Raw genomic sequence first — 12,123 nt, 5'->3', positions numbered from 1 at the left:
GCCCCGAGGTCTGTCAGGTAAACCAGGGCGATGCCATCGCGGGCAAGCCCGCTCCCACAGGTCGCATGGCACTACGCAGGCATACGGCCAAACTTGCCCGACTGGAAGTCAACAAATGCCTGCTGGATCTCGGCATCCGTGTTCATCACAAACGGGCCATGCCCCACGATCGGTTCGTCGATCGGCTCACCACTCAGGATCAGCAGCACCGCATCGTTATTGGCCTCAAGCCGGACTTGCGAACCGTCACGCTCGAACAGCGCCAACTGCCCTTCGCGCACCACTTCCTGACCGTTGACCTCAACCGCACCGTGCAACACCACCAGCGCCGTGTTGCGCCCCTGATGCACATCGAATGTCGCCGACTTGCCCGCGTTCAGGCGGATGTCCCACACGTCGATATCGGTGAAGGTCCGCGCCGGGCCCCGTGTGCCATCGAACTCACCGGCAATCAGGCGCAACCGACCGGCATCGTCCTTGAGCGCCAGATCAGGAATATCCCGGTCCACAATGCCCTGATACCCCGGCGCCGACATTTTGTCCCTGGCCGGCAGGTTGACCCATAGCTGCACCATTTCCAGCGGGCCGCCACTGCGGGCAAACGCCTCGGAATGAAACTCCTCGTGCAGGATCCCCGAGGCCGCGGTCATCCATTGCACATCACCAGGGCCGATCACCCCGCCGTTACCGGTGGAATCACGGTGCTCAACTTCGCCTTTGTAGACGATGGTCACGGTTTCGAAACCACGATGGGGGTGCTGACCCACACCACGACGCTCTGTGGTTGGCGAGAACTCGGCTGGCCCAGCGTAATCAAGCAGTAGGAACGGGCTGATGTATTTGCCCATGCTGTCGTAGGAAAACAACGTGCGAACCGGAAAGCCATCGCCGACCCAATGGGGACGGGGAGCTGTGTACACACCCAGAATCTTTTTCATGTTGCACCTCCTGTCAATCATGGGGACAAGCTTAGATTCGATTCATCCATAAGACTAGACAGTGTTTTTGACACTAATCGTCCCACTAACAGAACAATCTATTGCACTGTGGGAGCGGGCTTGCTCGCGATGGCATCAATCAGGCAAACCGAGTCGCCTGCATCGCGAGCAAGCCCGCTCCCACAAAGGCCCCGACTGTGGCCATCAGCTAAACACAACTATTTGAAAAACCTGTTTCTGGTTTCTCCACCGCGCTGCGTCTAATAACTATTCCCATTAACAAAAAAGAAATTCCCCACTTCGGAGCCTAGGCACGCGATGCAACGACCCAACTTGAGCCGGACCCCTCTTTCGATCGCTACCCAGCGCCAGACTGTTCGCCGCACCCTGCTGTCCAGCGCCTTTGTAGCCTCGGTATTGCTGGGTTCATCCATTGCCCAGGCGGCGCCGGTGGCCTTGAATATTCCGTCTCAATCCCTGGCCAGCGCGCTGAATGAACTGGGCAAGCAAGCCAATCTGCAAATCCTGTATAGCCCGGATCAGGTTCAAGGCATCACGTCCCGCCCCGTGTCCGGCTCGCTCGAACCGGTCAAGGCTCTGGAGTCACTGCTGCAAGGCAGCGGCATTTCGTATCAGCTCAATGGCGACACGGTGATTCTGAGCGCCCCCCAAGGCAAAGGCCTGGAATTGGGTGCGACCACTGTTTCCGGCCAGGGTCCGGGCGACTCGCTGACCACCGAAGACACCCGTTCATACACGACCGGGGCCAGCAACAGCTCGACCAAACTGGCCCTTTCATTGCGCGAGACCCCGCAAACCGTGACCGTAGTCACCCGCCAGATGATGGACGACCAGGCCGCCCAAAGTATCGGTGACGTGCTGCGCAATGCGCCGGGTGTGTCCACCCAGGCCTACGACAGCGACCGGATGGAGTACTCGGCCCGCGGCTATGCAATCACCAACTTCCAGTACGACGGTGTCAACACGCTGTATGACGGGGTGTTCGATGAAGGCGCAACCAAGGTCGACATGGCCCTGTATGACCGGGTAGATATCGTCAAGGGTGCCACCGGCCTGCTGTCCGGCTCGGGCGAGCCTTCGGCCACGGTCAACCTGATCCGCAAAAAGCCGACCCGCGACTTCAAGGCCTCGATCTCGGCCAGCGCAGGTTCGTGGGACAACTACCGCACCGAAGGCGATATTTCGGGGCCGCTGAATGAAGATGGCAGTGTGCGCGGTCGCATGGTGGCGGTGTACCAGGATGCCGATTCGTACCGCGATCACTATTCAAAAAAGAATGATGTGATGTACGGCATCATCCAGGCCGACCTCACCCCCGACACCCTGCTCACCTTTGGCATGGACTACCAGAACATCAAGCCGCGCGGCTCGTCCTGGACCGGCAACCCGTACTACTACTCCAACTACACCAAGACCGATTTCAGCCGCTCGTTCAACCCGGCCACCGACTGGAGCCGTCGCGACGTTCAGATCCAGACGACCTTCGCCTCCCTGGAGCACCGCTTTGCCAATGACTGGAAAGTCAAAGGCAGCCTGACCCAGCAAACCAACGACCACGACACCCTGCTGGGCTCGGCCAGTGGCGGCCTGCCTGATCCGGTGACAGGCGACGGCATGTCCTTCTACTGGGGTCACTGGGAAGGCCATCGCGTCCAAAACACTGTCGATATCAATGCCACCGGCCCGTTTACCCTGTTTGGCCGCGAGCATGAACTGGTGGTCGGCGCCACGTCCCAGTCCTCCCGCCAGACCGGGGCGACCTTCGACAGCAGCGAATATCGTGTGCTGTCCGAAAGCATCTTTGACTGGAACGGCAACTACCCACGGCCGGACTTCCCGAAGAACGGCAAATATGAAACCAACCAGAATCAGAACAGCGCCTACATCGCCGCACGCTTCAAGCCCGCGGACGACTGGTCGATTATCCTCGGCAGCCGCCTGAGTGACTTCCAGTACAACAGCACCTACCGGTATTACCAGCAGAGCAGCAACTTCCAGGACAACAAAACCTCTGCCAAGCAACACGGCGAGGTGACGCCCTACGCTGGCGTGGTGTATGACATCAATGAAAACTACTCGGTGTATGGCAGCTATACCTCCATCTATAAACCCCTCACCGAGCAAAGCCGTTCTGGCGCCACTCTGGCGCCCACTGAAGGCAACAGCTACGAACTCGGCGTCAAAGCCGAGTACTTCGATGGCCGCTTGAATGCCAGTGCGGCGGTGTTCCGTACCGAACAGAAAAATGTACCCATCCAGGTGGGCACAAACGCAAACACCAACCTGGGCATCTTTGAATCCCTGGATGGTGCAACCACCAACGGCATTGAACTTGAGTTGTCCGGTGAGCTGATGCCGGACTGGAACCTGATGGCAGGCTACACCTACGCCAGAACTCGCTCCGATGATGGGGAGCGTGTCTATGGCTACCCGCTGGAAACCACCAAACCGGAAAACGTGGCGCGGGTGTTTACCACCTACCGCCTGCCGGGCGTGATGAACAAGGTGACCGTGGGCGGTGGCGTGAACTGGCAGAGCCCGTTCTACGGCAAGATCTACAACTCGGCCAAAGAAGACTACGACATCATCGAGCAGCAAAGCTTTGCGCTAGTCAACCTGATGACCCGCTACGAGTACAACGAACACCTGTCGTTCAACCTCAACGCCAACAACGTCTTCGACAAGAAATACCTGTCGGGCCTGGGCAACTTCAGCACCACCTACTACGGCGAACCTCGCAGCCTGATGCTGACCTCCAAATACACCTTCTAAGCTCTTATCCGTAAACCCTTCATATGGGATCCATAAACCTCACCGACTCAACGATGGGGTTAATGGATCTCACGCCCTGCCCTCATTCCAGATCAGCCGGACGCGTGCTGGGGCCGTCGGCTTTCAGCGTTCAGTCACAACACGCAGCGCGAGAGCCATATCCCAAACGAGCTAGCTAAACGAATCAATATCGAAATTGAAGGGTGTTCCCGGAATGCGGACTCCGATAATGGCTGCTATCGCCCGCTCATCATCGTCGGCTGCTGGCGGAGCCATTGCCAGTTGTTCCTCCTTACGGTTCTCTGCATGAGCTTTCCAGCGAGGCAAATCCTCATCAGTCAGTTCGGGTAGTCCCGCGAACACGCCATACACATCGGCCTCACTGACACGGCTAACCCGTAACTCGCTCAGCCGCGTGCGCGTGATCTCTATGTTGCGGAACTCTTGTTGAAGAGCGGCCATCGCCGCGGCTTGATGACGGACATATCTGTCGGAGCTCGCCGCCAGGCGGCTCTCCAGGGTGAGTACTTGCCGCTTGGCATTGGTTAATGCCTCATCCACCTGCTCAAACTCATCAATAGTCACCAATGAGCGATTGGACTCCTGAGCAGCCTGCCAGCGGCGCAGGCTGGCCCAGCAGTTGGGAATGTAGCTGACGACCATTTTGTGGTGGGCATTATCAATCACTTGTCGCAAGAATGAGCCACGGGAGGGCAGGCCGTCGGTTGCCTTCAGCGCTACGGCACAACCGTGGTCGTTGATGGTGCTGCACCCCGGCTTCCAGAGGATCGAGGACATGATGCCCGCGTTAAAGTAGACCGGCATGAAGTGTCGCAGTGTGCCGTGGTGAGCGTAGGGCTCACCGGTCATGTTGACCATGCCCAGTACCAGCGATGCCACCCCGATAGCCGGGTTCAGCACGGTAACGACACCCTGTGCCATGTACTCCCGCTGGGTGGACGTATTCATCCATGTCGATGGAACGCTTGGCACCGGGTCGAAAGAAGAATCAGCGCATCATGGTGAGTGATGAAGGCTTGGGTATCGGTGCCACCGTCATATGCACGATCATCAAGCCAGTGAATAGTCGCCGGATTTTCCTGCTTTTCCCCCAGGCTCGGGCTATTAACCTGCGGGTAGAGTGCCGGGTCGAAGGGCACGACCTCCAGGCGTCTGGAGTACGGCACCTCCTCATACAACGGGTAATACGCCTTTCCTCCAGCCTGCGCTGCATCGACCTGCCAAAGCTCGTCAAATTTTGCTAGCGCGTCAGCAAACCAATTGCCGATGCTCGGCTGTAGCGGAAAGCTCACTGTGTCGGTTTCTACCGGATGATCGATGGGCTGCTGGGCAAAGTCGCTGTAACTCAGTGTCGACATCAGCGCCGCAGTAGTGGTTTTCCACTTTCCCGGAGCCTGTCGCATCCAGCTTGCCGGTGTAGATAATGTCTTCGTAGTCGATGATCTGATAGGTCAGCCCGGCATAAGGTTGTCCATCCCCGAACTCGTCCACTAACTGAAAACTGGTCGAGTGTTCCCGTAAAGGGCAAGCGTGAATTGTGCCATCCATGGATGATCTGTCACGTTCTGGCAGTGCAAGGATCATGGGGTCACCTCCTTGTTTTCGGTACAACCGGGGTAAATGGTGCAGGTGTCGCGGCCATCCGGCATACGGAAGGTGCTGAAGTCTTTGTAATTGCCATAGCAAAAGGCATATTGGTCTTCAAAATTGTCTCCTATACAGCGTTTCCATCCACCGGGCACCTTGACCCAGGTGTCCTTCATGTAAGGTCTTTCCTCATCGGCCAACTTGATTTTCAGTTTCACGGTTTTGCCTGGTAGCTGATCAAGGGTGTACGCGGCGAACGGACGACCTTTGGTGACATTGCCCTGGGCATCGGTGTTTTTGCAGTCAAGTATTTTGGTGATGTAACGCTTGGGGCCAATCGTGCGAAATAACCACTGACACTGCCCCGAAAACTGGCTTTCGCCAGCCGCATCGAAGGTGCCCTTATGGTGAGCGTCGAGATAATCGCGCACCGCGATAAACCCGGAATCTCCACCGGAGTCACCAAAATCTTTGCCGTATACCCCATTGATCTCAAGGTCTATGCCATTCAGCACCAACTCACAGCCTTTGCGGGTGCTATGTATTTCAATCTCTACATCGGGCCTGTATTCAGCCCACCATTCGCGGTTGAACTGCTGTTTCATTGTTATACCTGCCCAGGTTGCAAGATTGACCGGGGACAGGTACGTAGGTCACTTTCGCGACATAGGCAAAACCCGGTGGCATGTCGGCAGTAAGGGTAAAAGTGTCGGACTTTCCTGTGGCTGAGCAGCCGCCAGTCAGGGCCAGGCAACTGCCGAGAATTAAATTGTGAATAACGCGTTTCATACGGGGCCATCCCCCTGCCAATAAAGCGCTTGCTGATAAACCCGGTCAAAGTGCATCGCCGGAGTTTCGTTTGACCGGGGTAGCCAGTTTTTGGGTGGGTTGGAATCCGACACCTGCAAGCTTTGCATCAGCAAAAAGTGAATGCTGTCGGGTGCCTGCCAGCCCCAGGTATGGGCCAGGTCGAGTTGCCCCCGTAGCCAGGCATCAATGTCTTGTTCTGGGGCCAGATCGAGCAGCGTGTCGAGGCGTTCGCGGACCAGGTAACGGCGCGTATTGTCGAACTGTATGCCCATGAAGTTTTCTTCAGGCGTAGGTGTATGGCACCGGTGCCGTCCCTGCCGGGTTTGCTCTTGCAACCATTGCTCAAGGGTACTCATGCACTCTCTCCAATGTTGAAGCAGCTGATGGTTTCAGCGCCATCAAAAGCCAGGACCTTGAAGTCGTTGCAAACAGAAGGGATCAGTAACGTGAAATGCGCAGCATTGACCGGCGCGAACATAGGCTTGTCCTTAAGCTGGGAGATAAAGGGGGAGTTGCGATACCTGAGCCTGAACAGGCTCAAAAGTGCGGCGCCAAGCTAGCAGGGCGGCAAACTGATTAATGTAAGACGCTTCCTAAAGAAGGAGAGAGTTTTCCTTTCCGGCACATGCAGAAACCTGCTTCCGCAGAGGTTTGAAGGTGAGCAGCAGCCTGTTCTCCCTTACACTGAACGCCCCTTGCTCACTGGCGCGTTTATGGACCTCGACCTGGCTCGCACCTTTCTTGAAATCGTTCGCTACGGCAGCCTGGTCGGCGCTGCCGAAAAACTGCATGTCACCCAGACTGCCGTGACCGCGCGGGTGCACAAGCTCGAAAGCCTGCTCGGCGTGACCCTGTTTATTCGCAATCGCGCAGGCGCCAGGCTGACCCCCGAGGGCGAGGCGTTTGTGGTGTACGCCAATCAATTGCTGCAGACCTGGGAAGCCGCCCGCCGAGACCTGCCACGACCCGAAGGCCTGCATCAATTGCTGCACATCGGCGGTGAAGTCAGCCTGTGCAATCCGCTGATCCTGAACTGGGCCAAAGTCCTGCGCCAACACCTCACCACCCATGCCCTGCGCATACAGATCAGCGACGCCGAGCAGTTGCTGCGCCAGGTTGAAATGGGCCTGCTGGACGCGGCACTGGTCTATCAACCCGCCTACTGGCCCGGGGTACAGGTGGAGCAGTTACTGGAAGAAAAACTGATCCAGATTCGCCGTCCCGAGCAGCCCGAACCCTATGTGTACATCGAATGGGGCGAGGACTTTCGCCGCCAGCATGATGCCGCCCTCCCCGACAAGGCGCGGGCAGCCATCAGCTTCAACCTGGGGCCGGTGGCGCTGCATTACATTCTGGAAAACGGCGGCAGCGGCTATTTCCGCACACGGGTGGTCAAGAGCTACCTGGACAGCGGCGCGCTGGAACGCGTCCCGAAAGCCCCCGAATTCAGCTACCCCACTTACCTCGTGTACTCACGGGAAAGGGACTGCGCCGCCTTGCAACACGCCATCGCGCTGTTGCGCGAGATCGTCAAGCAAGACAGCGACTGGTCGCAGCGCTGGGAGCCGGAAATTTAAGCCAGTGACCCTGAGATGAAAGCTTTCAGCTTTATGCCCGATCCCTTAGTCTGCGAGCGTTGAATAACGAATAAGAACACTACAGGTGGCACATGACCGACCTCACCCGGACCAACGAAAGCTGGCTCACCAGCGCACCCCATCAACAGTGGCTGCGCGATCAGGGCCAGTCACTGCTGGACTTCGCCAAGGCGGCGCGCGTGCCATCTGGCTTCGCCCAACTGGACCGGTTTGGACGACGACCGGATGATGCCCCGGCTGACACCATCACCACGGCACGCATGGTGCACAGCTTTGCCCTTGCCCATATTCAAGGCCTGCCCGGCTGCGCCCCGCTGATCGACCACGGCCTGGCAGCACTGGCCGGCCCCCTGCGCGATGCGGTGCGGGGTGGCTGGTTTGCCACCCCCAACGCCCAGGATGGCAATACCCGCAAAGCCGCGTACCTCCATGCTTTTGTAGCCTTGGCCGCCAGTTCCGCAGCGGTCGCCGGACGGGGCGGCTCAGCCGAGCTGCTGGGTGATGCCGTGCAGATCCTCGAAAACAATTTCTGGTCGCAAGAAGAAGGCGCCTTGCTGGAAAGCTTTGCCAGCGACTGGAGTGACTGCGAGGCCTATCGCGGGGCCAACAGCAACATGCATGGCACCGAAGTCTTTCTGGCCCTGGCCGATGTGCTCGACGAAGACTTGTGGCTCGATCGTGCCTTGTGCATTGCCGAGCGGGTCATCCACCAGCATGCCGCACAGTCCGACTACCTGCCCGTCGAACATTTCGATGCCCTCTGGCAACCGTTGCCCGACTACAACCGCGACAACCCGGCAGATGGCTTTCGTCCTTTTGGTAAAACCCCGGGTCACGCCTTTGAATGGGCGCGTTTGTTGCTGCACCTGGAAGCAGCCCGTAAACAGCGCGGCTTGTCGGCGCCCCAGTGGTTGCTCGAAGACGCACGCCAACTGTTCAACAGCGCGTGCAAACATGGCTGGAATGCCGATGGCGGCAGCGGAATTGTCTACACCCTGGACTGGAACAACCAGCCAGTGGTGCGCGAACGCCTGCACTGGACCCTCGCTGAAGCCGCAGCTGCGGCCGCAGCGTTGTTGCAACGCACCGACGAGCATGAGTACGAAGTCTGGTATCAAGCGTTCTGGGACTATATCGACCTGCACATGATCGATCGTGTGAACGGCAGCTGGCACCACGAACTGGGGATCGACAACCAGCCTTCGGAAAACATCTGGCCCGGCAAGCCGGACCTTTACCATGCTTACCAGGCCACCTTGCTGCCCCGCCTGCCGCTGGCCATCAGCCTGGCCAGTGCACTCAAATTGCGCCGCTGAAAAAACCGGCCTGTAGCCGCTGAGGAGCGAAGCGAGGCTGCGACCAGTCGCGAAGCGATCGCTAATGCAGACGCTTCGATGTCTCTGATAGATCTAGGCGTCTGCATCGCAGCCTTCGTTCCTCGGCAGCGACTACAGATTCGCCACGAACTCCGTGTTGTAGTCGCTGACGAGTGGAACGAGGCTGCGATCGAGCGCGCAGCGATCGCTAATGCAGGCGCCTCGATGTCTCTGATAGATCGAGGTGTCTGCATCGCAGCCTTCGTTCCTCGGCAGCGACTACAGATTCGCCACGAACTCCGTGTTGTAGTCGCTGACGAGTGGAACGAGGCTGCGATCAAGCGCGACGCGATCGCTAATGCAGACGCCTCGATGTCTCTGATAGATCTAGGCGTCTGGATCGCAGCCTTCGTTCCTCGGCAGCGACTACAGATTCGCCACGAACTCCGTGTTGTAGTCGCTGACGAGTGGAACGAGGCTGCGATCGAGCGCGCAGCGATCGCTAATGCAGACGCCTCGATGTCTCTGATAGATCGAGGCGTCTGCATCGCAGCCTTCGTTCCTCGGCAGCGACTACAGGTCGATGGCGATGGCAGTGACATCACCAGTCGTATTTGACTTCCAGCGCCGCCGTCCTTTGCTGCCCGTAGTAACAGCCGAAACTGTAGTTGCACGAGGACACGTACTCGCGATCAAACAGGTTCTGCACGTTGAGGCGGGTGCTGACCCCTTTCAGGCTCGAGTCCAGTGCCGCAAGGTCATAGCTGAGCGTGGCGTCATACACCACAAACGAAGGCGTCTTGAAGGTGTTGGCCGAGTCGCCGAAGTTTTTCCCGGTGTAACGGGCACCGCCGCCCAGGGTCACGCCTTCAAGTGCCTGCCCGGTAAAGTGATAGTCCGCCCACACACTGGCCGCCCACGGTGATTGAGCCTCGCTGCGGTTGCCTTCGTTGCCGTAGTTGGACTTGGTATAGATCACATCCAGATACGACACAGACGCGATCAGGTCGATGTTGTTGAAGCTGCTTTTGCCTTCCACTTCAATGCCCCGTGACCTGACTTCACCTGCCTGGACTTGATATTCCAGGTACTCAAGGTCGCCCGTAAGGACATTTTGCTGGGTGATTTCGAACACCGAGGCGGTGAGCAACGTCGTGTCATTGGGCTGGTACTTGACCCCCACTTCATATTGCTTGCCCGTCATCGGCTCGAATGCCTTGGCGCCACGGTCTGGCGCCGAGGTGCCCACTGACGGCAAGAACGACTCGGTGTAGCTGATGTACGGCGCCAGGCCAAACGAGGTGACGTAGGTCAGGCCCACGCGGCCGGTGAATTTGTTGTCGTTTTGCGTCTCCCGGGAACGGGCCAGCAAATCGTTGTTTTCGACTTTTGCCCAGTCGTGGCGACCGCCAATGGTCAGGATAAAGTTGTCCAGCTTGATCTGGTCCTGCACATACAGCCCGGTTTGCTTGACCCGGTTATCCCACTTCGTGGTCAGGGTCGGCACGCCCGTGGTGCGGTAGTTGGTCGGATTGTAGAGGTCGATGACTTCGCTGCCGGACAGGTTGTAGCCCTGATACTTGCGGGCGAACTGACGGTAGTCCAGACCCACCAACAAGGTGTGCTGCAGGGGGCCGGTGGTGAAGTCGCTTTGGAGATGGTTGTCGAAGCTGTACGAGCTGTTCTGCTGGCGCCAGTCGAGCTTGGTCCGGCTGGCATGGGTGTCGGTAGCACCGTCCGGGGCCGTGACAAAACGGTTGAGATAAAACCCCTTGTAGCGGTCATTGACGCCGATGTAGCTCAGGCTCTGGCGATACGTCATGACCTCGTTGAAGTCATGGGAAAACTGATAGCCCACCCCATATTGGTCGCGCTTGTAGTCGTTCCATTTCGAGTCGCCCAAAAACGTGTCGCGGTCGATCTTGTTGCCCTGGGAGTTGCGGTACAGGCTGCCCACTGCGGGCAAGGCCTGATAGTCGGCCAGGGCGTCATCACGCTGCAACTGCGCATACAGTGTCAGTTCGGTGCTGTCATTGGGGGCCCAGGTGAAGCTGGGCGCCAGCAGCATGCGCGAGTCTTCGGTGTAGTCCACCTGCTCGCTGCCGGTATTGCTCACACCGATCAGCCGATAGCTCAGGGTTTTGGCATCGTCCAGCGGGCCGGTGGTATCAAAGGCCAGGTTGTAACGGTCAAAACTGCCGGTGCCGACCTTGACCTGGTGCCTGGCCTCGGTGCCCGGACGCTTGGAGACCATATTGATCATCCCCCCCGGCTGGTTTTGCCCATACAGCACGGAGGACGGGCCCTTGAGCACTTCGATACGCTCCAGGGTGTAGGGATCGATCTGCGGGGTGCCGCCCAGGCTGCCGGCTGACGGCAGGTAGGCGCCATCGAGATAGAGCAGCGTGGGGGCAAAACCCCGACTGGTGATTTCATCAGCGATGGTGTTGCGATCGGTGTAGCCATTGGTGCTCACCCCCGGGGTGTAACGCAACGCTTGTGTCAGGTCGCGGGCGCCCTGCACCTGCACCTGATCAGCAGTGACCACGTTGATGGTCTGGGGGATCTCCAGAATCGGTGTGTCGGTTTTGGTCGCGGTGGCCGAACGGGTGGCGACAAAGCCGTCAACGTGACCACGACCCTCTTCGCCCACACGCGCCGACACGTTGGTCGCACCCAGGTTCAACGCGCCCGCCTCAGCCTGCGGGTAAACACTCAAGGCGCCGCTGTCGGTCACGCTCAGGCCCAGGCCCAGGCCACTGCCCGCCAGAGCACGTTCGGCAGCCTGTTGCGGTGTGTACATGCCGTTCACCGGCGCGGAGTTCCTGCCCTGCAGCAAGGCAGGCGCAACGGACAGGGTCAGGTTGCTGTCACGGGCGATCCGGCTCAGGGTCACGCCCAAAGGCGCGGCAGGCAGGTCAAAAAACCGAACGGCACTTTGCTCACTGTGCACCGCTTCAGCCACCGCACTTGGCAAGTGACCCGCAATGCTCAGGGTGATGGTCAGTGCCAGCAGGCAAGGTCTTAGCGGGGCATACGGCATGGGGCGTCCTTTCTCGT

At 58.6% G+C, this 12,123-nt stretch carries 10 protein-coding genes and 1 pseudogene; 4 read left to right on the top strand and 7 right to left on the bottom strand.

Annotated features, from left to right (window positions below):
- Positions 1-71: 71 nt before the first annotated feature.
- Positions 72-938: a pirin family protein gene (locus VSQ83_RS09110; protein ID WP_326398183.1), complete on the bottom strand. Its 867-nt coding sequence runs from the start codon at positions 936-938 to the stop codon at positions 72-74.
- A 318-nt stretch (positions 939-1,256) separates the two neighbouring features.
- On the opposite strand from VSQ83_RS09110, the gene VSQ83_RS09105 reads away from it, so the two are divergent.
- Positions 1,257-3,731 carry a TonB-dependent siderophore receptor gene (locus tag VSQ83_RS09105; RefSeq protein ID WP_219261335.1) on the top strand — a complete coding sequence of 825 codons (2,475 nt, stop codon included), beginning with the start codon at positions 1,257-1,259 and terminating at the stop codon, positions 3,729-3,731.
- Between the two features lie 171 nt (positions 3,732-3,902).
- Here VSQ83_RS09105 and VSQ83_RS09100 read toward each other — a convergent pair whose 3' ends face one another.
- From VSQ83_RS09100 to VSQ83_RS09080, 5 genes and pseudogenes are all read right to left on the bottom strand, one after another.
- Positions 3,903-4,700, bottom strand: coding sequence for a hypothetical protein (locus VSQ83_RS09100; RefSeq protein WP_326426140.1), 798 nt, complete (start codon positions 4,698-4,700; stop codon positions 3,903-3,905).
- A complete protein-coding gene (locus tag VSQ83_RS09095; RefSeq protein WP_326426137.1) occupies positions 4,697-5,155 on the bottom strand; it encodes a hypothetical protein in 459 nt (152 codons plus the stop codon). The genes VSQ83_RS09100 and VSQ83_RS09095 overlap by 4 nt, the downstream gene beginning before the upstream one ends.
- 177 nt (positions 5,156-5,332) lie before the next feature.
- A pseudogene (locus VSQ83_RS09090) lies at positions 5,333-6,128 on the bottom strand (hypothetical protein).
- Positions 6,125-6,505, bottom strand: coding sequence for a hypothetical protein (locus tag VSQ83_RS09085; RefSeq protein ID WP_326426135.1), 381 nt, complete (start codon positions 6,503-6,505; stop codon positions 6,125-6,127). The pseudogene VSQ83_RS09090 and the gene VSQ83_RS09085 overlap by 4 nt, the downstream one beginning before the upstream one ends.
- A complete protein-coding gene (locus tag VSQ83_RS09080; RefSeq protein WP_326426133.1) occupies positions 6,502-6,627 on the bottom strand; it encodes a hypothetical protein in 126 nt (41 codons plus the stop codon). Before VSQ83_RS09080 ends, VSQ83_RS09085 begins: the two co-directional genes overlap by 4 nt.
- A gap of 235 nt (positions 6,628-6,862) precedes the next feature.
- Between VSQ83_RS09080 and VSQ83_RS09075 the strand changes: the two genes are divergently transcribed.
- The 3 genes from VSQ83_RS09075 (at position 6,863) to VSQ83_RS09065 (ending at position 9,681) form a co-directional block, all read left to right on the top strand.
- Positions 6,863-7,726: a LysR family transcriptional regulator gene (locus VSQ83_RS09075; protein ID WP_219261332.1), complete on the top strand. Its 864-nt coding sequence runs from the start codon at positions 6,863-6,865 to the stop codon at positions 7,724-7,726.
- A gap of 92 nt (positions 7,727-7,818) precedes the next feature.
- Positions 7,819-9,063: a D-mannose isomerase gene (locus tag VSQ83_RS09070; RefSeq protein ID WP_326426131.1), complete on the top strand. Its 1,245-nt coding sequence runs from the start codon at positions 7,819-7,821 to the stop codon at positions 9,061-9,063.
- 225 nt (positions 9,064-9,288) lie between these two features.
- Positions 9,289-9,681, top strand: coding sequence for a hypothetical protein (locus VSQ83_RS09065; protein WP_326426129.1), 393 nt, complete (start codon positions 9,289-9,291; stop codon positions 9,679-9,681).
- Here VSQ83_RS09065 and VSQ83_RS09060 read toward each other — a convergent pair.
- Positions 9,665-12,106 carry a TonB-dependent siderophore receptor gene (locus VSQ83_RS09060; RefSeq protein WP_326426127.1) on the bottom strand — a complete coding sequence of 814 codons (2,442 nt, stop codon included), beginning with the start codon at positions 12,104-12,106 and terminating at the stop codon, positions 9,665-9,667. The genes VSQ83_RS09065 and VSQ83_RS09060 overlap by 17 nt on opposite strands.
- Between the last annotated feature and the right edge of the window lie 17 nt (positions 12,107-12,123).

It is taken from the genome of Pseudomonas sp. DSV-1 (assembly GCF_035830915.1).
Lineage (GTDB): Bacteria > Pseudomonadota > Gammaproteobacteria > Pseudomonadales > Pseudomonadaceae > Aquipseudomonas.
Note: the sequence above shows the minus strand (reverse complement) of the source record. Positions and strands in the feature narration are given on the sequence as shown.